Here is a 21,240-nt window from a genome sequence, read left to right as displayed (position 1 = left end):
ATCACTTGAAACGTGATTCCGGTGACGGCGTATGTCAAGGCGCCGGGATCCCGAAGGGCTTCGCGAAGCGGACTAACGGCTGGTCGGTGGTGGGGTGAGCGTCTTTTCGCATTCCTCGATCGTGGCGCATTGGATCACGACGTCGGCCACGCCTGGCATCTTCTTCAGATCGTCCGGGACTGAGCCATTGCGGATCTTGTTGTACGCCTCCAGGTCCAATGCCGTTCAGATAGGGCTTCAGTCGAGGTGAGGGTGCTGAGCTGGGGTCGATTGTGGAGGCCGGTACGGTGGCTGGCCGTGACGTCATCGGTGGGGCAAACGCAGGCGTGGGGTCGGTTGACCGATCATGTCGGACTGGGTGTGGTGTCGGCCCGGTTCAGCCGTGACCTGCTTGAGGAGGTTCTCAATCGCACGTCTCGGCGGGAGCAGCGGTCGCGGCGGCTGCCGGCGCACGTGATGATCCGCTACGTGATCGCGATGGGGTTGTTTTTCGCGGAGTCGTATGACGAGGTGATGCGTCGGCTGGTCGGTAATCTGCGCAAACTCGGTTCCTGGGACGACGGCTGGCAGGTCCCGACGAAGTCGGCGATCACGCAGGCCCGGCAGCGACTCGGGCCAGAGCCGGTGAAAGCGTTGTTCGAGCGGGCCGCGGTGCCGCTGGCCATGGCCGGCACGAAAGGCGCCTGGCTTGGCCGGCGCCGGTTGATGGCGATCGACGCGACCAGCTTCGACGTGGCCGACACCGCGGAGAATGTGGAACGGTTCGGTCGGATGGGGTCCGGGCCGAAAGCGTCGGCGTATCCGAAGCTGCACGTCGCCGCGCTCGCGGAGTGCGGCAGTCACGCCATCGTCGGCGCGGTGTTGGGCGGCTGCCGGACAGGGGAACGCACCCTGGCCGCCGACCTTGCCGCAGCGGTCGGTCCTGGCATGCTGGTCATGGCCGACGCCGGCCTGTACTCCTACGAACTGTTCCAGGCGTTCGCCGCTACTGGTGCCGATCTGGCCTGGCGGATCGGCGCGTCGGTGTCCGTCGGGCACCTGCGCTGGCTGGCCGACGGCTCCTACCAGGCGCTGATCTACGCTCCCGGTCTGAGCGCCGCCCGGCGGGCCCGGCTGGTCGAGCAGGCCAGAGCCGGCCACGATGTTCCCGGCGACCTGGCCCGGCTGGTCCGGGTGGTCGAGTACACCGTCCCGGACCGCAACCCCGACGGCGACCTGATCGTCGTGGTCACCACCATCACCGACCCGCACGAGGTGCCCGCCGTGGAACTGGCCGAGGCGTATCACCAGCGCTGGGAGGAAGAATCCGCGCTGGACGAACTGAAGACCGACCTACGCGGTCGCGGTGAGGTCCTCCGCTCGAAGACCCCGGACCTGGCCGAACAACAAATGTGGGGCCTGCTGCTGGCGCACTACGCCATCCGCGCGCTGCTCCTGGATGCCGCCGACCCCGCCGGCTACGACCCGGACCGGATGTCATTCGTCAAAGGTCTACGCGTTGTGCGCCGCCAGGTCACCGACCAGGCGGCCATCACCCCCTGAACACCTTTCCGACGCCCTGACCGACGCGCTCACCGAAATCCGCAGCCAGCCCAACCCGCCCCGCCGCAACCGGACCTGCCCCGCGTCATCAAACGCGCCCGACACAACTCCTACCGAGTCAAACGTCCCACCGACCGAATCACTCGTCACCCCGGCCCACCGACACCGTTACTGGCCTGCCCAGACGGCCTTATCTGAACGGCATTGCCTCCAGGTCCGTCGTGGTGAAACGGAACGAATGCGGCATCTTCTCCGGGCGGACCGACGCATCGAAGGCGGGATCGTCCTCCATGAGCGACTTGTATTGCGCGTAGGCCTCTTCCGGTGACTCATATTCGACTGTGTCAAATCCGACCTGCGCCCGGATCGCGGCCTCGACGGCGTCGCGTTGCTCCCGCGTCGAGTCGGAATCGAGAAACACCGTGATCCTCGGCTTCTCCTTCGTGTCGAATTCCTCGCCGCGTGCGGTGGAACATGCCATCGCGCCGGCCAGGGCGGCAAATAAAACGAGAAGGATCTTTCGCACCGGCGCAGCGTATCAGCGTTGAGGAATGTATCCGCGCCGCTCAGCCATAAGTGCTTCCATCACCTATGGTGACGCTGCACTTACGGGTCGTGCTTCGGCCGCGATATACAGCCACCAGCGGATATCGGCGGTGCGGCGTCTCCGCCCGCGGCTTCGGGGGGTTCGGTCATCGGTACGCCTGGCATCTTCACCGGTAGCGTCGAGGCTGCGCGGGCGGTCGCGGACGCCGTGCTGTACGAGGGATATCTGCTCTATCCGTACCGGCTGTCGTCCGGCAAGAACCAGGTTCGCTGGCAGTTCGGGGTGCTGGCGCCGCCGGCCTGGGTGCGCGCGCAAGGGCCGCCGGACGACGGCGTGGCCGGTTCGGCCGAGTCCTGGTGGCAGCAGACGGAGTGCCTGGTCGAAGCGGGCGACGAGGCCAGCGTCACGGTGGTGCTGCGGTTTCTGCACGTGCAGCGCCGGTCCCTGGTGGACCCGGCCGGCGGCGGGGGCGTGTTCGACGAGGCCGTGCCATGCGCCGTCGACCTCACGGCCACGCTGGCCGAGCTGCGGAGCGGACCGCGCCGGCAGGACATAGCGATACCGGGCGGCGAGATCGTCGAGCCGGCGCTGGGCGATGCGGGTACGACCGTCCACCTGGTGCGCCGGCGCCGACCGCTGGCCGCCACGATGACCGTATCGATCGAGGAGTGCCCGGCCGCGCAGCCGGTCCTGCGCCTGCGCGTCCGGGTCGAGAACACCGACCGCTCGACCGGCTCCGACGAGCCCCGGAACGAGGCGCTGACCCGCTGCCTGCTGGCCACCCACACGCTGGTCAGCGTCGACGCCGGCCGCTTCCACTCGCTGCTCGACCCGCCGGACTGGGCGGCGGCCGCGGCCCGCGGCTGCCGAAACGTGCGCACGTTTCCGGTGCTGGCCGGGCCGGAGGGCACGGCGGACGCGCTGCTGTCCTCGCCGATCATCCTGTACGACCACCCGCGGGTCGCGCCGGAGAGCCCCGGCGACCTGCACGACGCCACCGAGATCGACGAGATCCTGTCGCTCCGGACGCTCACCCTGACCGACGCCGAGAAGCGGGAGGCGCGAGCGACCGACCCCCGCGCCGCCGCCATCGTCGACCGGGTCGACGCTATGCCGCCCGAGGTCTTGGACCGCCTGCACGGCGCGATCCGCTCGCTGCGCCCAGCCGCGCCAGGGCCAGCCCCGTCAAAGCCGGCGCCGCCCGCGCCAGCGCTGGGAACGCCGGCGGCGGAGAAGCCGGTGCCGCGAAGGCCGGCTCGAGCAAGGCCGGCTGTGGGTCGGCCAGTGCCGGAAAAGCCGGCTCCCGGAAGGCCAGCGCCGGGAAGGCCGGCCCCGGAGAAGCCGGTGCCGGACAGGCCGGCGGCGCAAGAGCAGGCGGAGCCGCCCGAGCGGTGGTGGGAGCCGGGTGCGGACGACAAGGTGTCACCGGCCACGGACAGCGTCGTCGTGGCCGGCGTGCGGGTGGCCGTGGGAAGCCGGGTCCGGCTCCGCCCGCGACTTGGTGGCGCGGACCCGCACGACATGTTTCTGGCCGGTCGCAGCGCGCGGGTCGAGCAGGTGCTGCTCGACGTCGACGGATCGCGCTTCCTCGCCGTGACCGTCGACGACGACCCGGGTGCCGAGCTGCACCACTGGTACGGGCGGCTGCGGCACTTCCGGCCCGACGAGGTGGAGCCGCTGGCGGCCGGGACGGCGGGATCGGCATGACGGGCGGCGGCCGCGTCCTCGTCGCCGGCGTCGGAAACGTGTTCCTGGGCGATGACGGGTTCGGTGTCGAGGTCGTGCGGCGGCTCGCCGGGATCGAGCTGCCGCCCCGCGTGGACGTCGCCGACTACGGGATCCGTGGCGTGCACCTGGCGTACGAGCTGTCCGGTGGCGCCTACGACGTGCTCGTCCTCGTCGACGCGCTCCCGCTGGACGAACCGCCGGGCACGGTCGCCGTCCTGGACGTGGACCCCGACCATCCAGAGTGGACGCTCACGCCAGCCGAGGTGCTCGACGCGCCCGCCGCGGACGGGCACGGCATGGACCCGGTGGCGATGCTGCGGCTGCTGCGCGGCCTCGGCGGCCGGGTGGCCAAGGTGCTGGTGGTCGGCTGCCGTCCCGCGGTGCTCGACGAGCGCATGGAGCTTTCGGCGCCGGTGGCCGCCGCGCTGGACGAGGCGGTCCGGACGGTGTGCCGGCTCGCGGCACAAGAGGCGGCCCGGCTAGACGCCGGCGCTCCGCCCACCCACCCGGAGCCCGACGCGGCGGCGGGTAGGGCGCGGCCGGATGAGGTGAGCGCGGATGCATGAGACCGGCCTTGCCGACGCGATCGTGCGGGCGGCGCTCCGCCGGGGAGCCGGCCGCAAGGTGACCGGCGTCCGGGTGCGGGTCGGCGGCCACCCGGTAGATCCGCTCGTAGTGACGCAGAACATCCAGATAGCGGCGGTCGGCACGGTCGCCGAGGGGGTGGAGGTCGACCTCGTCCTGGAGCCGATGACCGTGCATTGCGCCGGCTGCGGGCACGGCGGACCGGTCACCGACCATCTGGCCGTAGTCGCGTGCCGGCGCTGCGGCGCCGTCGACGTCGAGGTCACCGGCAGCGACGACGTCGTCCTGGAGTCGATCACCGTCGCAGCGGAGGCAAAGCGGCCACAGCCGGAGGCGAAGCGACCCCAAACGAAGCAATCCCAGGCGGAGGGAAGGACGCGCGAATGACCGACACCATAGAGCAGGCCGGGGTCGACGAGGTCACGATCCTCTGGATCTCCGAGGGGATGAGCTGCGACGGCGATACCGTCTCCATCACCGCGTCCTCCCAGCCTGCCATCGAGGATATCGTCCTCGGCCTCGTGCCTGGGCTGCCGAAGGTCAACCTGAACAACAAGGTCCTGTCGCCCACGGTCGGCGGCGAGGACTTCCTGGCGCCGTACCGAGCCGCCGCGCGCGGCGAGCTCGACCAGCCGTTCATCCTGGTCATCGAGGGCTCGATCCCGAACGAGAACATCAACGGCGCCGGCTACTGGACGTCCTTCGGCAACGACCCGATGACCGGCGAACCGCTGACGCTCAACTGGTGGGTCGACGCGCTGGCGCCCAAGGCCTGGGCCGTGGTGGCGATCGGCACCTGCGCCACGTACGGCGGCATCCATGCCATGGCCGGCAACCCGACCGGGTGCATGGGTTTGGCCGACTACCTCGGCTGGGACTTCCGCTCCAAAGCCGGGCTGCCGATCGTCAACGTCCCCGGCTGCCCGGTACAGCCGGAGAACTTCATGGAGACATTGACCTGGGTGCTGTACCACGCTGCCGGGTCGGCGCCGCCACCGCCGCTGGACGAGCTGCTGCGTCCACAATGGATATTCGGAAAGACCGTCCACGAGGGGTGCGACCGGGCCGCGTACTACGAGCAGGCCGACTTCGCCAAGGACTACAACTCGCCCAAGTGCCAGGTACCCATCGGGTGCTGGGGGCCGGTGGTCAACTGCAACGTGCCCAAGCGGGGCTGGATGAACGGTGTCGGCGGCTGCCCGAACGTGGGCGGCATCTGCATCGGCTGCACCATGCCCGGGTTCCCCGACATGTTCATGCCGTTCATGGACATGCCGCCGGGGGCAGCCTCTCCTCGATGCTGGTCAAGCCATACGGCGCGTTCATCCGGCGACTGCGCGGCCTCACCAACGCCACGGTCAACAGGGAGCCGCGGTGGCGCCACAACGGCCCGGAGCTGACCAGCGGGTTCGACCCGCGTTGGCGCCCGGGGAACCACCACGCCGTATCGACGAAGGGAACCAGAGCGTGACAGCGACCGAGGAACGCGCGGCGGGCGGCAAGACGCGGGGCCAGCTCACCGAGATGGCCTGGGACCCGATCACCCGGATCATCGGCAACCTGGGCGTGTACACGAAAATCGACTTCGACAACCGCGAAGTGGTGGAGTGCCACAGCACGTCCTCGCTGTTCCGTGGTTACTCGGTCTTCATGAAAGGCAAGGACCCGCGCGACGCCGGCTTCATCACCAGCCGCATCTGCGGCATCTGCGGCGACAACCACACGACCTGCTCGGTGTACGCGCAGAACATGGCGTACGGCATCAAGAACCCGCCGCTGGCCGAACTCATCCTCAACCTCGGCGAAGCGGCCGAGTACATGTTCGACCACACGCTCTTCCAGGACAACCTCGTCTTCGTCGACTTCTGCGAGGCGATGGTCAAACAGACGAACCCCAGCGTCCTGGCCCGCGCCGAGAAAACCCAGGCGCCCCGGCGAAACGTACACGGCTACAAGACCATCGCCGACATCCTGCGCGCGTACAACCCGTTCGAAGGCGAGGTGTACAAGGAGGCACTGCGCGTCTCGCGTACAACGAGGGAGATGTTCTGCCTCATGGAGGGGCGGCACGTCCACCCCTCGACGGTCTATCCGGGCGGCGTCGGCACGATGCCCGAACCGACGCTGTTCACCGACTACCAGAGCCGGCTGATCGAGATCGTCGACTTCGTCAAGCAGGCCGTGGCGATGAACGACGACGTCTTCGACTTCTGGTACGAGGCGTTGCCCGGGTACGAGGAGGTCGGCCGCCGGCGGGTGATGCTCGGCTGCTGGGGTGCCTTCCAAAATCCATCCATTGTGGACTACCGGTACGAGACGATGTCCGAGTGGGGCCGGGCCATGTACGTCACGCCCGGCATCGTGGTCGACGGCAAGCTGCTGACCACGGACCTGGTCGACATCAACCTCGGCATCCGCATCCTGCTCGGCAGCTCGTACTACGAGGACTGGACGGGCGAGCAGCCGTTCGTCACGCACGACCCGCTCGGCAACCCCGTCGACATGCGGCACCCGTGGAACCAGACCACGCTGCCGGCGCCGCAGAAGCGCGACTTCGACGACAAGTACAGCTGGGTGATGAGCCCGCGCTGGTACGACAAGAAGAGCGGCCAGCACCTGGCGCTGGACACCGGCGGCGGTCCCTTCGCCCGGCTCTACACCACCGCTCTTGCCGGCCTTGTCGACACGCCGTACGTCAAGTCCACCGGCCGCAGCGTGCAGATCTCCCTCCCCAAGGGCCACAAGCTGCCGGAGATGACCCTCGAGTGGAATATCCCCCAGTGGTCCAACGCGATCGAGCGGGACCGTGCCCGCGCCTACTACATCGCGTACTCGGCGGCGATGTCGCTCATGTTCCTGGAGCAGGGTCTGGCCCGGGTCCGCACCGGCGACATGCAGACGTTCACTCCGTTCGAGGTGCCGGACGAGGCGATCGGGTGCGGCTTCCACGAGGCGGTCCGCGGGGTGCTCTCCCATCACATGGTCATCCGCGACGGCAAGATCGCCAACTACCACCCGTACCCGCCGACTCCGTGGAACGGCAGTCCGAGGGACAGCTACGGCACCCCGGGCCCGTACGAGGACGCCGTCCAGGGGATGCCGATCTTCGAGGAGAACGGGCCAGACAACTTCAAGGGCGTCGACATCATGCGGGCCGTACGCAGCTTCGACCCGTGCCTGCCGTGCGGCGTGCACATGTATGTGGGCGGCGGCCGTACGGTGAAGAAGATCCACTCGCCGATGTTCGGTGCCACCCATGGCTGAGCAGCCCGCCCCGGCCGCCCCGGGGCTGGACGACCCCGCGCTGGAGCAGCGACTGCACCGCCTCGAGGAGCTGCTCGGCCAGCTGGAGCAGGTCCCCGGCCGCACCGCCGACGTCGCGCGGGAGGCCGTCGAGACCCTCACCGAGGTGTACGGCGAGGCGCTCGGCCGGGCTGTCGACGCGGCCACGAGTGGTGCCGACGTCCGAGAGGTCCTCACCGGCGACGAGCTGCTGCGGCACCTGCTGCTGTTGCACGGGCTGCACCCCGACCCGATAGGCATGCGGCTGGAGCGGGCGATCGCGGACGCCCGCGCCCAGCTCGGCGCGAGTGGGGACGGCGTGATGCTGGTCGGGGTGAACGGTGGCGTCGCCGAGGTCCGCCTGTCCGCTGGTGGATGCGGCAGCTGCGGCACCGATACCGCCGTCGAGGACGTGGTGCGCGACGAGCTGCTGGCCGCGGCGCCCGAGCTGGCCGGGGTGGCGTTCGTCGCGGCCGAGAAGCAGGCGCCGCTGATACCGCTCAGCACCGTCCGTACCCGTACCGCCGACCCGTCGCTCCTGCGCGGCGCGGCCCCGCCCGGCGGACGGCCCGCGTGACGGCCAGCGCTCTGGCCCGGACGATCGGCCGGGCGGCGTCCCGCCGGCTGGCCGCGGCGGACCGGTGCGGGCTCTGCGCCGGCCCGGTCGGCGACGGGCACCGGCACGTGCTGGACGAACGGGACCGGTCCGCGATGTGCGCCTGCCAGGCGTGCACGTTGCTGTTCGACCGGGATGGGGCGGGCGGCGGCCACTTCCGGCTGATCCCGACCGGGCGTTCCCGCCTGACCGGGATCGCGGCCGGCGGCCTCGACGTGCCGGTCGGCCTGGCGTTCTTCGTCCGGGACGACGGCGGTGCGGTGACCGCCCACTATCCGAGCCCGCTGGGCATCACCGAGTCGACAGTGGACGCCGAGGATTGGGCCAGCATGGAAGGCAAGGCACCGCAGCTGGCCGCGATGGCGCCGCTTGTCGAGGCGTTCCTCGTCCGGGCGAACGCCCGCGCCGACCGCGAAGAGGCCTGGCTCCTGCCGATCGACGACTGCTACCGGCTGGTCGCGGTCATCCGGCGGCACTGGGCGGGCATGTCCGGCGGCGCGGCCGTCTGGCGCGAGGTCGCCACGTTCTTCGCCGGACTGGACGGCGATCCGGCACGCCACCCAACGAAGAAAGCAGCGAGTGAGGGGGAGTGATGGGAATACGGGTCGGTAAGCCCGACGTGGCGCCCGACATCTCGGCACACACGCGCGGCGTTGTGCAGGGCAACTCGAAGCGGCGCCAGGCGGGGCACCGCGGCGACGGCACGGTGACCGCGCGGCGTTCCACAGGTATCCGGCCGAAGCGGCACGAGCCGATCGTGCCCGCCATGCCGAACCTGCCGCCCGGCTGATCCGGGTCGATGTCACGAAAGGGAGTGAGCGAATGATGCGGCGACCGCTCGGAATGCTGGCCGTCGTGGCCATGCTGGCCGCTGTTGTGTGGAAGGAATACCCGGCGCTGCGGCGCTACATGAAGCTCCGCAGCATGTAAACCTGAAGGGCAGTCGGGCAGATGTGTCTGGGTATCCCGGGCGAGATCGTCGAGATCCGTGACGACGACAGCCAACTGGCCACAGTGGACGTCGTCGGCGTCCGGCGGGTCATCAACATCGGCCTGATCGGCCGCGAGGCACTGGCCAAGGGCGACTGGGTGCTGGTGCACGTCGGGTTCGCCATGTCGAAGATCGACGAGGCGGAGGCGGCGGCCACGCTGGAGCTGCTGAGCGGCCTGGGTCAGGCGTACACCGACGAGCTCGCCGCGCTCGCCGAATCCGACATCACGTGAAAGGGGCGACCGCATGCGTTTCGTCGACGAGTACCGCGACGCCGAGAAGGCCCAGGCCCTCGCGACGCAGATCGCCGCGCTCTGCGAACCGGGCCGCCAGTACAAGTTCATGGAGGTGTGCGGCGGGCACACGCACACGATCTACAAGCACGGCCTCGAGGACTACCTGCCGGAGAGCGTGCAGCTCGTACACGGTCCCGGCTGCCCGGTCTGCGTGATCCCGATGGGCCGGGTCGACGACGCGATCGCGATCGCCCAGCGGCCCGACGTCATCATGACGACGTTCGGCGACATGATGCGCGTACCCGGCGGCAACGGCTCGTTCTTCGACGCGAAGGCGGCCGGCGCGGACATCCGCATGGTGTACTCCCCGCTGGACGCCCTGAAGATCGCCCGGCAGAACCCGGACAGACGCGTGGTCTTCATGGGTATCGGGTTCGAGACGACCGCGCCGTCGACCGCGATGACGGTGCTGAGGGCCGCGGCGGAGGGGCTCGGCAACTTCTCCGTCTTCTGCAACCACGTGACGATCATCCCGGCGATCAAGGCGATCCTCGACTCTCCCGACCTGCGGCTCGACGGGTTCCTCGGGCCGGGGCACGTCTCGACCGTGATCGGCTGCCGGCCGTACGAGTTCATCGCCCGCGACTACGGCAAGCCGCTGGTCTGCGCCGGGTTCGAGCCGCTGGACATCCTCCAGTCCGTCTACCTGCTCCTCAAGCAGCTCGCCGACGGCCGGTGCGAGGTCGAAAACCAGTACACCCGGGTGGTGCCGTGGGACGGCAACCTCCGCGCTCTCGACGCGATCGGCCGGGTCATGCGGCTGCGGCCGTACTTCGAGTGGCGCGGGCTCGGCTTCATCAACGACTCCGCGCTCCAGATGCGCGACGAGTACGCCACATTCGACGCGGAACGGATCTTCGCGATTCCCGGCGTACGGGTGGCCGATCCCAAGTCGTGCCAGTGCGGCGAGGTGCTCAAGGGCGTGCTCAAGCCCTGGGAGTGCAAGGTCTTCGGCACCGCCTGTACACCGGAGACCCCGATCGGCACCTGCATGGTGTCGTCGGAAGGGGCCTGCGCGGCCTACTACAACTTCGGCCGGTTCAGCCGGTCGCGGGTCAAGGAGGCGACCCGGGTATGACGGCCGAACGGATCGCGGCGCCGGCGCCCACCCGCGAGCAGCAGGTGCTGGATCGGATCGAGCGGGCCCGGCGGCGCAAGGCGGTGGTCCGGGAGGAGCGGATCACGCTCGCGCACGGCGCCGGCGGGAAGGCCACCCAGACGCTCGTCGAGGGGCTGTTCGTCGAGGCGTTCCGCAACCCTCGGCTGGCACCGCTCGACGACGGCGCCATCCTGCCGGCCACGGGGGACCGGCTTGTGCTGACCACCGACTCGTACGTGGTCTCCCCGCTCTTCTTCCCCGGCGGCGACATCGGCGACCTGGCCGTCAACGGTACGGTCAACGACCTCGCGGTCAGCGGCGCGCGGCCGAGGTACCTGTCGGCGGGCTTCATCCTCGAGGAGGGCTTCCCGGTCCCGGACCTCGCCCGCATCGTCGCCTCGATGGCGGCCGCGGCCCGGCGCGCCGGCGTCGAGGTCGTCACCGGCGACACCAAGGTCGTCCAGCGCGGAAAGGCCGACGGCTGCTACATCAACACGGCCGGCGTGGGCCTCCTCGATCGCCCGCATACGTATACCGCAACGGCCGTACGCCCCGGTGACGCCGTGCTTGTCTCCGGGCCTATCGGCGAACACGGCGTCACGATCATGCTGGCCCGGGGCGAGCTGGACATCGAGGCCGACGTCGCCTCGGACACCGCGCCCCTGCACGAGCTGGTGGCCACGCTCCTCGACACGGCACCCGGCGTCCGGCTCATGCGGGACGCGACGCGCGGCGGGGTGGCCACGATCCTCAACGAGGTGGCCCGTGCCGCCGGCGTGGCCGTCGTGGTCGACGACGCCGCGGTACCCGTGCGCCCCGCCGTCAACGGCGCGTGCGAGATGCTCGGCATCGACCCGCTCTACGTGGCCTGCGAGGGAAGGTTCGTCGCGGTCGTGGACGGCGACGAAGCGGAGGCAGCGCTGGCCGCACTGCGCGGGCACCCGCTCGGCGAGGGCGCCGCGCTCATCGGCCGCATCGGCGCCGACCCGCCCGGCCTGGTGCTGCTGAAGACCGCCTTCGGCGGCACCCGCATCGTCGACACCCTCGTCGGCGACCCACTCCCGCGCATCTGCTGACCAAAGCGCGCCACGTCGCAGACAAAGATCCAAAACCAAGGAAACCGAGCTACCGCGACGCCCGCCGTGGTCCAGACCGTCGCTCCCGCGGCCTCACCCTCCGCGATTCACAACCGCGGAGGTGGCAGCGGAGGTCGGGGATCTCGGCGAGCGCCAGCGAGCCGCCGACCTGCGCGGTGCCCGCGGGAGCATACGGTCCGCTACTGACGCGGACCGGGGAAAATCCGAAGGTCTTTTCTTAGACCGGTTCGGCGTGGGCGGCGACGGCGGCCTGACCGAGGCTGATGCCGCCGTCGTTCGGTGGGACCCGCGAGTGCACGAGCGGGCGCAGGCCCTCGCGTTCCAGGCCGGTTACCACGGCGTCGAGCAGGACGACGTTCTGGAACACCCCGCCGGACAGCGCCACGTCGGTCAGGCCGGTGCGTTCGCTGACGCCCGCCGCGGCCCCCACGACCGCGTCGGCGAGGCCGTGGTGGAAGCGGGCGGCGACGCGGCCGGTGTCCACGCCGGCCCGCACGTCCTCCACGACCGACCGGACCAGGTCGAACCCCGTCGATCGGAGCGGCTCGCCGGGGTCCTGCGGCACCGGGTAGCCGCCTTGCTCGGTCGGGTCGACCGCCTGTTCCAGTGCGATCGCCGCCTGGCCTTCGTACGTGACGGTGTCGCGCAGGCCCAGGATGGCGGAGACGGCGTCGAAGAGGCGCCCGGCGCTGGAGGTGCGCGGTGCGTTGACGCCCCGGCGGCCTAGCGCCACGACGCTGTCCCAGTCGCGCTCGTGCCGGCGCCGCACCGCGAGGTCGGGGAGGTCGCCCCCGTACACGATGTCCAGGTAGGCGGCGGCCATGCGCCACGGCTGGCGTATCGCGGCCGAACCGCCGGGCAGCGGTACCGGGGCCAGGTGGCCGATCCGCTCGTACCCGGCGAGATCCGCGACGAACAGCTCCCCGCCCCACAGCGTGCCGTCGGTGCCGAAGCCGGTGCCGTCGAACGCCACGCCGATCGCCGGACCGGTGTGGCCGTTGTCGACGAGGCAGGATGCGACGTGGGCGTGGTGGTGCTGCACGCCGACGAGCTCGACGTCGCCGCGGTCCAGCGCGTACCGGGTGGACAGGTAGTCCGGGTGCAGGTCGTACGCGACAACCCTCGGCCGCACGTCGAAGAGCCGGCAGAAGTGCTCGATCCCGTCGCGGTACGCCTGGAAGGTCTCCACGTTTTCCAGGTCGCCGATGTGGTGCGAGACGAACGCGCGGCGGCCCTTGCCGAGGCAGAAGGTGTTCTTCAGCTCCGCCCCGCAGGCCAGCACCGGACGGTCGAACTCCCAGCCCACCGACACCGGCGCCGGAACGTAGCCGCGCGACCGACGTATCGGCATCGGCCGCCCGCGGAAGACGCGTACCACCGAGTCGTCGGTCCGGACGTGGATGCGGCGATCGTGCCGCAGGAAGCCGTCGGCGATGCCGGGTAGCCGCGCGGTGGCGTCCGCGTCGTCGAACGCGATCGGCTCGTCGGATACGTTTCCGCTGGTCAGCACCAAGGGCCGGCCGAGCCGGGCGGCGAGCAGGTGATGCAGCGGGGTGTAGGGCAGCATGACGCCCAGGTCGCGGTTGCCGGGGGCGACGGATTCGGCGATCAAGGCACCGGTCCGGCGGGGGAGCAGCACGACCGGCCGGGCGGTTCCGGCCAGCACCGGTACGGCCGCCGCCGGCACCTCCACGAGCCCCCGGGCCGCGGCGAGGTCGGCGACAAGCACCGCGAACGGCTTCTCCTCCCGCTGCTTGCGGCGGCGCAGCGTGGCCACCGCCGGCTCGCAGTCGGCCACCACCGCGAGGTGGTACCCGCCAAGGCCCTTGACCGCGAGCACCGCGCCCTCGCGCAGCCGGCGCACCGCCCTCCCGATCGGGTCGCCGGGCTCCGGCCGCCCGTCCCGCTCGGCGTACGACACGGTGGGCCCGCACGACGGGCAGCACACGGGCTCGGCGTGGAAGCGGCGGTCGGTCGGGTCGGCGTACTCGGCGGCGCAGTCCAGGCACATCTCGAACGCGGCCATGGTCGTCGCGGCCCGGTCGTACGGCACGTCGGTCACGATCGTGAACCTCGGCCCGCAGTTGACGCAGTTCACGAACGGGTACCCGAAGCGCCGGTCCCACGGGTTTCGCAGCTCGGCCAGGCACTCCGCGCAGGTGGTGGTGTCCGGGCTGATAAGGGCGGCGCGGCCGGTACCGTGCGTGCTGGCGACGATCCGGAAGCCGGCCTCGCCCGTCGGCGCCAGCCGTTCGGTGTCGATCCGGTCCACCTGCGCCAGTACCGGCGCCCGCCCCCGCAGGTCGGCCAGGAAGCCGGCGAGCGCCTCGGTCCCGCCCTCGATCTCCAGGAAGACACCGGCCGCGTCGTTGCCGACGAAGCCCGAGATGCCCCGCTCGGTGGCGACGGTGTAGACGAACGGTCGGAAGCCGACGCCCTGCACGATGCCGTCGACGCGCACCCGGAGCCGGACCGGTGCGGTCACAGCCGATCGTCGAGGGCCCATTGCGTCAGCTCCCACAGCACGTGGTACAGCGTGGTCTGGCCTTCCTGCACCCGGTGGACGGACGCGGACGGTACGGCGAAGAGGAAGTCGACGGCGTCCGACTCCGCCATCCGGCCGCCGCCTCCGCCGGCCAGACCGACGGTGAGTACGCCGCGCCGGGACGCCTCCTCGAAGGCGCGCAGGACGTTCGTGGAGCCGCCACTTGTGGACAGTCCGACGGCGATGTCCCCGGCGCGGGCGAAGGCGGCGAGCTGGCGGGCGAAAACAACGTCGTACCCGACGTCGTTGCTGAGCGCGGTGAGCACGGCGACGTCCTGGGTCAGCGAGATGGCGGGCAGCGGGTGGTTTCCGGGCGGGGGTGCAGCAACAGGTGGCTCAGGTCCTCGGCGTCGGTGCTGCTCCCGCCGTTGCCGAAGGCGTACAGCGTGCCGCCCGCCGCAAAAGCGGCCGCGAGGCGCCGCGCGCACTCGACGAGCCGGTCGCCGTACTCGACGGCGAGGGCCTGCCGTAGGTCCACGATCTCGCGCGCCTTCTCCGCGGTGGAGCGGGCGACCTCGGCGAGCAGCGCGTCCGGCTCGTCCGGCGCGGAGTACAGGAACGGATACAGCGACTCGACCCCGGCGGTGGTCACGACGCACGCTCCACCACGGCGATCGCCTCCTTCGCGTGTACGAGCAGGACGTCACCCGGGCCGGCGTCGACGAGCGCGACACTGACCTGCTCCGGTCCGCCCTCGGTGTGCACGATGGCGAGACCCTCTTCGAGCATCCGCAGCACCGTGACCTGTACCGCCTGATCCGAGCAGGTGATGCAGACGTCCTCGTAGCAGTCCGGTGGTTGTGGCTGCGTCATCCGGTCACCTCTGGACGTTCGGCCGGCGGACGCTTCAGGAAGACGTGCACCAGCTCCCACAGCACGTGGTACGCGGTGACGTGTACTTCCTTGACCACCACCGGGTCGGTCGACCGCGCGACGAGTACGTGCTCGGCCTCGTCGCCGGCCGCGATGGCGCCGCCGTCGGAGCCGACGAGCGCGACCGTCAGCATGTCCCGCTCGCGGGCGACGGCGAGCCCGCGGCGTACGTTCGCGCACCACCCGTCGGCGGAGAGGCCGAGCGCGATGTCGCGCGACGAGCCCAGCAGCCGCAGCTGCGCCGCGAAGACCTCGTCGAACCCGTCGGCCCGCGCGATACCGGTGACCGTGGCGGCGTCGTTGGCCAGCGAGATCGCGGGGAGCGCCCGCTTGCCGACGAGTACCGGATGGACGAACTCGACCGCGATGTGCTGCGCGTCGGTGGCCGGCCCGCCGTTGCCGAAGACGACGAGCTTCCCGCCGCGCTCGAACCGCCCGGCCATGGCCCGGCAGGTGGTCGCGACCCGCTCGGCGTCGCGGGCGAGGGCCAGGCCGGGGGCGTCGCGCCGGGCGAACGCCGCACGCACGGCCGGATGCGTCGCCGCGGCCGTCATCGCGGCGAACCCAAGCCCGAGCCGGCGGCGCCCGCGGCCGCGGACCACCGGTGCAGCCAGCCGTCGATCACCCGGTCGAGCTGCGCCATCCGGGCCGTCCACCCGCGAAGGTCCGCGTGCCCGGCGGCGGTGAGCTGGTACGCCCGCCGCGCCGGCCCGCCACCCTCGGTCTGCCACACCGAGGCCACCAGCCGAGCCTTCTCCAGGCTGCGCAGCGTGCGGTACACGTGGCCCGGATCGATGTCCGGCACGCCCAGCACGGCGAGGCGCTCGATCAGGTCGTACCCGTGCGCCGGCCGTTCCAGGATCAGCAGCAACAGGAACGGGTGCAGCAGGCTCCGGACCTCGTTTCCCCGCATCGGACCCCCTCTCGCCCCGGTGCCGGAAAGCTGGGTGAGAGCCGGCTATTACCACCGGGACGGCGGGTCAAACCTCACTGTCAGGCGAACGGGTGAGGAAACAGTGGTTCGGTGAACGCGACGCCCCGCCGGCGATAGCCTTCCGCGAAGGCCGGGTGGCCGGTCGGGTCGGAGTCGTACCCGAAGGTGATGGGGACAAGGTCCGGGTCGAGCACCTTGGCTACCGTGAGCCCGTCGAGCAGGCGCGACGGAAAGCGGTAGATGGCGGCGCGATCGGGGATTCGCGGCGGTCCCGGCGTCTTCACGTGCCGCCAGTCCACGATCGGGCCGTCGAGCAGCCAGGCGAGGCGGGACAGGCGGGCCGGCTTCCGGTACAGCGCGCCGTGTTCGAACGGGGTGCGCACCGACTCGGGATCCGGGTCGTCGGTGAACGGGTACCGCAGCTCGGCGCAAGCCTCCAGGAGTGCCTTCCGGGCAGCGGCTTCTGGGGTGGCCGCGGCGCTCATGCCGAGCACCAGGCCGTTGTCGCCGACCCCAGCCGCGGCGACGACCGGGATCCCGGCCACCGCTGGCAGGACTGCGAGCCGCAGGTCCACCCGCGCACGTACGTACCGGACCAGCGGCCCGAGCGACGCCGGCAGCGATGGGAGGGCGATCGCGGTGGTGGCCCGCTCGGCGGCCCGGGCTCGCTGGAACGCGTCCCGTTCGACCGCTTCAAGCCAGGCGCGCAGCACCGCCTGCTCGGGATCCGGGTGCGCGGCCGCGGCATTGGTGGAGAGGTAGCCATGGTGCAGCCAGGGCGGCAGATCGGGAAATTGCATGAAGACAAGCGCGGCGGGGAGCCAGATCGGCGTACCGTCGGGCCGCTGGCCGGCGGTCCACCACTCGAGGCGCGCGGGGTCGAATACGTCCAGGCCGAGCCGCTCGCGATGCGCGGCGTCGTACGAGATGACGGTGCTCGGGTCGAGCCACGGGTCCGGGAGCCGCTCGGCCGGGGCGCGGTACAGCGCCCGCTCCGGTATGTCGCCCAGCGCGAAGCGTTCCAGCCCCTCGGCGACGCACTTCGTCCGGGCCTGCGCCGGGTCGACGTCGGCGCCCGCGCAGTGGTTGGCGGCGACGACCGGGGCAAACGGGTCCAGTGTGGACAGGTGCGGCGAGGCGTACGAGCCCCTGGCGTAGTGGATCACCGTACCGTCGTCGAGCGGCCACTCGTCGAGGCCCGCGACCTGCGTGACCGAAAGCCGGCCCGCCGGTATGCCCTCCACGAACCGACCGGTCAGCTCCAGCTCGCCGGTGGCCCACGACCAGGTCGTGACCTCCGCGGTGCCGGTTACCGCGGCCCGGACCGCCTGCGCCCACTCCGTATCGGGGAGATCGCCTGCGCTCGACAGGCCGGGATGGCCGGCGGCGAGCCACCCGTACGTGCCGAGCCGGACCTGGTCCGGCAGGCGGGACACGAAGAGGCGCAGCGCGCGCTCGCGGGTGGCGGGCTTGGCATCGGGCGGCAGCCAGAGCGCCTCCGTCGCGGTCACCGCCAAAACTCCCTCCGAGAGGGCGCGGGACTCGGCGAAGGCGGTGACGACGGCGGCGAGCGGCGCCACCCCGAACGGCAGCTCGGCCGGCCGGCCGAGGTCCGTATGGATACCTTGCTCCGCCAGGGCCAGCTCCAGCTCGGCCGCCTCGGTGGCGCTGACGAGGCCACGCTCGGCCAGCGCGGCGGGTCCGCACCGGACCGCGTCGGCGATCGTCCGTGGGTCGGCTCCGCGGTCGAGGTCCACCCGGACCGTCGCGTGAGCACGGTGGACGATGAACGTGTCCGCGCGGGCCACCACGAGTACGTCAGCCGGCAGCACGACCGCGCCCGCCCAACACGATCACCGTCACCAGGGGCAGCACGTCGCCGCCGAGCACCCGCCCGACAGCCTCGTCGCGGTAGCCGCCGATGTTGCGCACCGCCACCTCCCGTTCAGCCGCGAGCAGTCCGATGTGGTGGGACACGGCACCCGCCTCCAGCCACGCGTAGCGCCAGCCCCGGTTGCCGTACTTGCCGGTCGTCCGTGCCAGGGCCGCGGTGACGACGATGGTGGCGGCACCGCCGGCGAGTACCTGCCGCAGGTCGGGGTCGGGCAGGAACGCCTCACACCACCGCGACCGTGTGATGCGGCCGGTCCTGACGAGTGCGCCGCGGTCGTGGTCTAGCGCCAGCACGTCGAGCTCGTCGCTTGCGCCGCCCACCACCCAGAGCTGCAACGGCCACATCGCGCCACCGGAAGCCACCGGTCGGTGACCGTCCTCGTGCGGCCGGTACGCGTCAGCCGCGAGCGACGTCGCGTGCCGCAGGCTCGTCGCTCCGTCTACATCGGACGCCGGAGCTAGCGCGGCGGACCGGCGGAGCCGAGCCGCGTCGGCGACCGGGGACGGTGTGGGTACTGGCAGCGGGCCGCACGCTGCCCCGTTGGGCGGGACCCAGCGGGGCAGCGCGTACGCCTGTTCCGGTGTCATCGCCGGCGGTACCGGCTGCGGGTTGCTGGACAGGCGGTAGAACTCGTCCCCGGCGTGCCGCAGGTCACGCAGCGCGCCGGCCCGCAGCAGCTCCGTCATCAGGTCGCCGATGCCGTCGGGTGGCAGTCCGTGCGCGTCCAGCACCTGCCGCAGGCTCACCGAACCGTCCAGCGCGGCCAGCGTCGCGGCCGCCCGATCGAGCGACTCGGCATCGTCCTCGACAAGGACCTCGGTCCCGGCCGAGACGATCCTGAGCGCCCCGGTGTCCCGGATGACCACGGCACTGAGCGCGTAGTACCCCGACGGCATCGGACGGTCAGCGACCCGACAGCGGTGCGGCCGGCGCCTTGGTCTCCCCGCCGGGCGCGGTCAGGTGGAGACCGACGCTGCTGCCGGAACCGGAACCGCAGCCGCCACCGATAGGCACCGGCACCGCACAGAGCCCCTCACCCGGTCCGTCGGACGACGCGCGCGGCCCCGCTACTGTGTCTCGCTTGTGGACGGTGATCTTCATGACTGGTCCCTCCTGCTGTCAGGTGACGATGAGGATGATCTCGGTGGTGAACTGGCTGGTCCGGGCCGGCGGGAACGGCAATATCGGTCGTACCTGGAACGTGATGTAGCCGAACGCCACGTAGGGCAGGGTCGGCACCCAGCCGCCGGTGTCGTAGACGTCCCACAGGTCGAACGGCAACTGGAGGGGGAAGAGGGGGTGCCCGTCCATCGGGGACTCGAAGACGGCGCTGTCGGCGATGAACCAGCAAGGGGTGGGGGTCGGGCTGAACGGGTTGGGATACAAGATCGCGGACCCCGTGTAGGCCTCGAGAACGCCGCCGCCTAGAAAGGGGCCGCTGCTGCTGATGACGAGCGGGCTATTCGCCGCGTACGGGCAATCTCCGGCCGAGGCGGCCGCGGCCGCCGTCTCGCGGGTGGGTGCGGCGGCGGGGCTGGGTGCGGCGCTGGCGAAGCCGGCCGGCACCTCAAAGAGCTTGGCGTCCGGCTCGACGCCTGCCCGGATGTTGGTGTAGGTCTGGGTGTACTCCTTGCCCGAGGGCTTGACGACCGTGAGTGACACCGGCAGCTGGACCTCGGTGGACTGCCACACGGTGACCTCCGAGCCACCGGCCGCGGGATCACCGGGCGGAGGCGCGACGGTGTAGGTGCTGCCCTGTGCCGGTACCCCCTGCACGGTCCTGGTGCCCAGCGGCCGTGGCGCCGACGCGAGCTTGCTCTGGGTCGCCCCGGCCCGCCCGTCCGCCGCCGCGGCCTTCGCGCCGCTCGTCACCTTGTGGACGGTGCGTGCGGCCAGGTCGAGGGTCGCCGTGGTGCGGCTGGCCGGGTCGTTGAGCGTGACCCGGGTGCCCGCCTCGGTCCGGGTACGCCCGCGGCTGTCACGCGCGTACCGTTGCATCTCCCGGGTAGTGTGCCGCTGCCCAGCGGCGTCCACTGTGGTCTTCGTGATCTCCAGATCGGCGGTCACCGGTACGGCCGCCTTGCCCGGTCTCGCCTCCCGGCTCGGCTTGCTCTGCTCCGCCTGCGCGGCGGCCGGTGTCACCACCAGAGCCGTGACAAGGCCTATGGCCAGAGCCGATCCCACCGTACGGCGTAACCGGCCCACGCGGCCGTGCAACTTCGGATGACGCATCGCGTTCTCCTCTCCCGAAACGTCCCGGTGGGATCATTCACGGGAGGTGTGCGCCCCGACAGAGCATCCGCGATACCCAGATCGGCTAACCCGTCTGGCCACGCAAATGGGCGAGGACGACCGGGTCGATCTGGCCAGGCACCAAGCGTTCCTCCAGGTTTTCCACGCCGGCCCAGGCGGCGAGCGCGGCCTCCAGGCCACGGTCACCGGGCGGGTAGCCGGTGGCGGTCAGTAGCGCGGCGACCTCCTCGCCGATCACACCGTCGAGGTCGAGCAGGTCTTCGGGAGCCGACCGCCCGAAGAGCATGGTGTGGATGTCCAACAGCCGGGCCAGCTCTGCGATCGGCTGCGGGTGGTCGTCCACGCGCAGGTCGACGAGGACGTCGCTGCCGCCGCCGTACCCCGCACCCGCGGCGACCACGAGCAGCGCCGCACTCTGCCGCCCGCGCCGGTCACCGCCGGCCTGGTCCCCGGCGTGGAGCGCGGCGAGGAGCCGGGCGGCGAACGGCTCGCCGGTGGCCTCGTCGAGCCAGGCGTCCCGCATCGCGTCGATCACCTGCGGGCCGGCGAGGATGTTGCCCTGTGCCGCCCAGCCGGGCCCGGCGGCACCGCCCGCCCAAGCGGGGCAGTCGCCGCCGGTGAACGTCGCGCCGTCACCTGCCGCGCCGACCACCCCGAGCTGCCGCTGCGCCCGCCCCGGATCCGCGGCGACGAGCCCGGCGACCACGTCCGCGGCGGCCACCCCGGTGCGGAGCAGGGCAAGGCCCTGCGGGCGGTACGCGAGGTTGGCGTGCGCCTGCGTGGCGAGCGCGCCGACCTCGGGCTCGGCGGCCGGCGCGACGGCGCCGACCGCGAGGAACTTGCTTGCCACAGCGACGCCGTACAGCTGGCCGTCGGCGGACCGGGCGACGATCGAAAAGGTCACCCTGGCAGGCTAATCGATCTCGGTCAGCCGGATAGGGAACCTTCGCGGCCGACA

At 71.3% G+C, this 21,240-nt stretch carries 25 protein-coding genes; 13 read left to right on the top strand and 12 right to left on the bottom strand.

What is annotated here, in order from left to right; all coding sequences use genetic code 11:
• Positions 1-291 precede the first annotated feature (291 nt).
• A complete protein-coding gene (locus Pflav_RS19635) occupies positions 292-1,542 on the top strand; it encodes an IS4 family transposase (RefSeq protein WP_173042531.1) in 1,251 nt (416 codons plus the stop codon).
• 190 nt (positions 1,543-1,732) lie between these two features.
• On the opposite strand, the gene Pflav_RS19630 is transcribed toward Pflav_RS19635, so the two are convergent.
• Positions 1,733-2,068, bottom strand: a complete 336-nt coding sequence (locus tag Pflav_RS19630; RefSeq protein ID WP_173037450.1) for a permease-like cell division protein FtsX — start codon at positions 2,066-2,068, stop codon at positions 1,733-1,735.
• 228 nt (positions 2,069-2,296) lie between these two features.
• On the opposite strand from Pflav_RS19630, the gene Pflav_RS47505 reads away from it, so the two are divergent.
• From Pflav_RS47505 to hypE, 12 genes are all read left to right on the top strand, one after another.
• Positions 2,297-3,796: a hypothetical protein gene (locus Pflav_RS47505; RefSeq protein WP_197938641.1), complete on the top strand. Its 1,500-nt coding sequence runs from the start codon at positions 2,297-2,299 to the stop codon at positions 3,794-3,796.
• Positions 3,793-4,383, top strand: coding sequence for a hydrogenase maturation protease (locus Pflav_RS19620; protein ID WP_173037449.1), 591 nt, complete (start codon positions 3,793-3,795; stop codon positions 4,381-4,383). Before Pflav_RS47505 ends, Pflav_RS19620 begins: the two co-directional genes overlap by 4 nt.
• The gene (locus tag Pflav_RS19615; RefSeq protein ID WP_173037448.1) at positions 4,376-4,789 is read left to right on the top strand and encodes a hydrogenase maturation nickel metallochaperone HypA/HybF; all 414 of its coding nucleotides are present in this window, start codon (positions 4,376-4,378) and stop codon (positions 4,787-4,789) included. The genes Pflav_RS19620 and Pflav_RS19615 overlap by 8 nt, the downstream gene beginning before the upstream one ends.
• On the top strand, positions 4,786-5,802 hold the full coding sequence (locus tag Pflav_RS19610; RefSeq protein ID WP_197938640.1) for an NADH-quinone oxidoreductase subunit B family protein: 1,017 nt from the start codon (positions 4,786-4,788) through the stop codon (positions 5,800-5,802). The genes Pflav_RS19615 and Pflav_RS19610 overlap by 4 nt, the downstream gene beginning before the upstream one ends.
• A gap of 67 nt (positions 5,803-5,869) precedes the next feature.
• Complete coding sequence (locus Pflav_RS19605; protein WP_232071639.1) at positions 5,870-7,666, top strand: nickel-dependent hydrogenase large subunit; 1,797 nt, start codon at positions 5,870-5,872, stop codon at positions 7,664-7,666.
• Positions 7,659-8,261, top strand: a complete 603-nt coding sequence (locus tag Pflav_RS19600) for a NifU family protein (protein WP_173037447.1) — start codon at positions 7,659-7,661, stop codon at positions 8,259-8,261. The genes Pflav_RS19605 and Pflav_RS19600 overlap by 8 nt, the downstream gene beginning before the upstream one ends.
• Positions 8,258-8,893 (top strand): DUF5947 family protein, encoded by a 636-nt coding sequence (locus Pflav_RS19595; RefSeq protein WP_173037446.1) that lies wholly within the window; start codon positions 8,258-8,260, stop codon positions 8,891-8,893. Before Pflav_RS19600 ends, Pflav_RS19595 begins: the two co-directional genes overlap by 4 nt.
• A complete protein-coding gene (locus Pflav_RS19590) occupies positions 8,893-9,090 on the top strand; it encodes a hypothetical protein (protein ID WP_173037445.1) in 198 nt (65 codons plus the stop codon). The genes Pflav_RS19595 and Pflav_RS19590 overlap by 1 nt, the downstream gene beginning before the upstream one ends.
• A 32-nt stretch (positions 9,091-9,122) precedes the next feature.
• Positions 9,123-9,230, top strand: coding sequence for a DUF6893 family small protein (locus Pflav_RS48810; protein WP_415624326.1), 108 nt, complete (start codon positions 9,123-9,125; stop codon positions 9,228-9,230).
• A gap of 21 nt (positions 9,231-9,251) precedes the next feature.
• A complete protein-coding gene (locus Pflav_RS19585; RefSeq protein WP_173037444.1) occupies positions 9,252-9,524 on the top strand; it encodes a HypC/HybG/HupF family hydrogenase formation chaperone in 273 nt (90 codons plus the stop codon).
• A 13-nt stretch (positions 9,525-9,537) separates the two neighbouring features.
• Positions 9,538-10,665, top strand: coding sequence for a hydrogenase formation protein HypD (gene hypD / locus Pflav_RS19580; protein ID WP_173037443.1), 1,128 nt, complete (start codon positions 9,538-9,540; stop codon positions 10,663-10,665).
• The gene (gene hypE, locus Pflav_RS19575) at positions 10,662-11,762 is read left to right on the top strand and encodes a hydrogenase expression/formation protein HypE (RefSeq protein ID WP_173037442.1); all 1,101 of its coding nucleotides are present in this window, start codon (positions 10,662-10,664) and stop codon (positions 11,760-11,762) included. The genes hypD and hypE overlap by 4 nt, the downstream gene beginning before the upstream one ends.
• A gap of 238 nt (positions 11,763-12,000) precedes the next feature.
• Here the strand turns inward: hypE and hypF are convergent, their stop codons facing one another.
• The 11 genes from hypF to Pflav_RS19525 all read right to left on the bottom strand — a co-directional run bounded on the left by hypF (position 12,001) and on the right by Pflav_RS19525 (position 21,186).
• The gene (gene hypF, locus Pflav_RS19570; protein WP_197938639.1) at positions 12,001-14,268 is read right to left on the bottom strand and encodes a carbamoyltransferase HypF; all 2,268 of its coding nucleotides are present in this window, start codon (positions 14,266-14,268) and stop codon (positions 12,001-12,003) included.
• On the bottom strand, positions 14,265-14,594 hold the full coding sequence (locus tag Pflav_RS43740) for a D-sedoheptulose-7-phosphate isomerase (RefSeq protein ID WP_197938638.1): 330 nt from the start codon (positions 14,592-14,594) through the stop codon (positions 14,265-14,267). The genes hypF and Pflav_RS43740 overlap by 4 nt, the downstream gene beginning before the upstream one ends.
• A gap of 14 nt (positions 14,595-14,608) precedes the next feature.
• The gene (locus Pflav_RS43735) at positions 14,609-14,920 is read right to left on the bottom strand and encodes a phosphoheptose isomerase family protein (RefSeq protein ID WP_197938637.1); all 312 of its coding nucleotides are present in this window, start codon (positions 14,918-14,920) and stop codon (positions 14,609-14,611) included.
• Positions 14,917-15,141 carry a HypC/HybG/HupF family hydrogenase formation chaperone gene (locus Pflav_RS19560; protein WP_173037440.1) on the bottom strand — a complete coding sequence of 75 codons (225 nt, stop codon included), beginning with the start codon at positions 15,139-15,141 and terminating at the stop codon, positions 14,917-14,919. The genes Pflav_RS43735 and Pflav_RS19560 overlap by 4 nt, the downstream gene beginning before the upstream one ends.
• A complete protein-coding gene (locus Pflav_RS19555; RefSeq protein WP_173037439.1) occupies positions 15,138-15,755 on the bottom strand; it encodes a D-sedoheptulose-7-phosphate isomerase in 618 nt (205 codons plus the stop codon). The genes Pflav_RS19560 and Pflav_RS19555 overlap by 4 nt, the downstream gene beginning before the upstream one ends.
• Entirely contained in the window at positions 15,752-16,114 is a 363-nt protein-coding gene (locus Pflav_RS19550) for a helix-turn-helix transcriptional regulator (RefSeq protein ID WP_173037438.1), read from the bottom strand. The genes Pflav_RS19555 and Pflav_RS19550 overlap by 4 nt, the downstream gene beginning before the upstream one ends.
• A gap of 80 nt (positions 16,115-16,194) precedes the next feature.
• Positions 16,195-17,967, bottom strand: a complete 1,773-nt coding sequence (locus Pflav_RS19545; protein WP_173037437.1) for a YcaO-like family protein — start codon at positions 17,965-17,967, stop codon at positions 16,195-16,197.
• Positions 17,954-18,925 carry a nitroreductase family protein gene (locus Pflav_RS19540; RefSeq protein ID WP_173037436.1) on the bottom strand — a complete coding sequence of 324 codons (972 nt, stop codon included), beginning with the start codon at positions 18,923-18,925 and terminating at the stop codon, positions 17,954-17,956. Before Pflav_RS19540 ends, Pflav_RS19545 begins: the two co-directional genes overlap by 14 nt.
• 7 nt (positions 18,926-18,932) lie before the next feature.
• Positions 18,933-19,130: a hypothetical protein gene (locus Pflav_RS19535; RefSeq protein WP_173037435.1), complete on the bottom strand. Its 198-nt coding sequence runs from the start codon at positions 19,128-19,130 to the stop codon at positions 18,933-18,935.
• 18 nt (positions 19,131-19,148) lie between these two features.
• Positions 19,149-20,261, bottom strand: coding sequence for a hypothetical protein (locus Pflav_RS19530; protein WP_173037434.1), 1,113 nt, complete (start codon positions 20,259-20,261; stop codon positions 19,149-19,151).
• 85 nt (positions 20,262-20,346) lie between these two features.
• Positions 20,347-21,186: a DUF1028 domain-containing protein gene (locus tag Pflav_RS19525; RefSeq protein ID WP_173037433.1), complete on the bottom strand. Its 840-nt coding sequence runs from the start codon at positions 21,184-21,186 to the stop codon at positions 20,347-20,349.
• Between the last annotated feature and the right edge of the window lie 54 nt (positions 21,187-21,240).

Source organism: Phytohabitans flavus (assembly GCF_011764545.1).
Classification (GTDB): Bacteria; Actinomycetota; Actinomycetes; order Mycobacteriales; family Micromonosporaceae; genus Phytohabitans; species Phytohabitans flavus.
This window is presented reverse-complemented; position numbering and strand designations above follow the sequence as displayed.

Excerpts from the sequence above, each read along its gene's own strand:
- Pflav_RS19620 (WP_173037449.1), top strand. The coding sequence starts at position 3,793 with ATGACGGGCGGCGGCCGCGTCCTCGTCGCCGGCGTCGGAAACGTGTTC.
- Pflav_RS19615 (WP_173037448.1), top strand. The coding sequence starts at position 4,376 with ATGCATGAGACCGGCCTTGCCGACGCGATCGTGCGGGCGGCGCTCCGC.
- Pflav_RS19610 (WP_197938640.1), top strand. The coding sequence starts at position 4,786 with ATGACCGACACCATAGAGCAGGCCGGGGTCGACGAGGTCACGATCCTC.
- Pflav_RS19600 (WP_173037447.1), top strand. The coding sequence starts at position 7,659 with ATGGCTGAGCAGCCCGCCCCGGCCGCCCCGGGGCTGGACGACCCCGCG.
- Pflav_RS19590 (WP_173037445.1), top strand. The coding sequence starts at position 8,893 with ATGGGAATACGGGTCGGTAAGCCCGACGTGGCGCCCGACATCTCGGCA.
- Pflav_RS48810 (WP_415624326.1), top strand. The coding sequence starts at position 9,123 with ATGATGCGGCGACCGCTCGGAATGCTGGCCGTCGTGGCCATGCTGGCC.
- Pflav_RS19585 (WP_173037444.1), top strand. The coding sequence starts at position 9,252 with ATGTGTCTGGGTATCCCGGGCGAGATCGTCGAGATCCGTGACGACGAC.
- hypD (WP_173037443.1), top strand. The coding sequence starts at position 9,538 with ATGCGTTTCGTCGACGAGTACCGCGACGCCGAGAAGGCCCAGGCCCTC.
- hypE (WP_173037442.1), top strand. The coding sequence starts at position 10,662 with ATGACGGCCGAACGGATCGCGGCGCCGGCGCCCACCCGCGAGCAGCAG.
- Pflav_RS19560 (WP_173037440.1), bottom strand. The coding sequence starts at position 15,141 with ATGACGCAGCCACAACCACCGGACTGCTACGAGGACGTCTGCATCACC.
- Pflav_RS19555 (WP_173037439.1), bottom strand. The coding sequence starts at position 15,755 with ATGACGGCCGCGGCGACGCATCCGGCCGTGCGTGCGGCGTTCGCCCGG.
- Pflav_RS19550 (WP_173037438.1), bottom strand. The coding sequence starts at position 16,114 with ATGCGGGGAAACGAGGTCCGGAGCCTGCTGCACCCGTTCCTGTTGCTG.
- Pflav_RS19540 (WP_173037436.1), bottom strand. The coding sequence starts at position 18,925 with ATGCCGTCGGGGTACTACGCGCTCAGTGCCGTGGTCATCCGGGACACC.
- Pflav_RS19535 (WP_173037435.1), bottom strand. The coding sequence starts at position 19,130 with ATGAAGATCACCGTCCACAAGCGAGACACAGTAGCGGGGCCGCGCGCG.
- Pflav_RS19530 (WP_173037434.1), bottom strand. The coding sequence starts at position 20,261 with ATGCGTCATCCGAAGTTGCACGGCCGCGTGGGCCGGTTACGCCGTACG.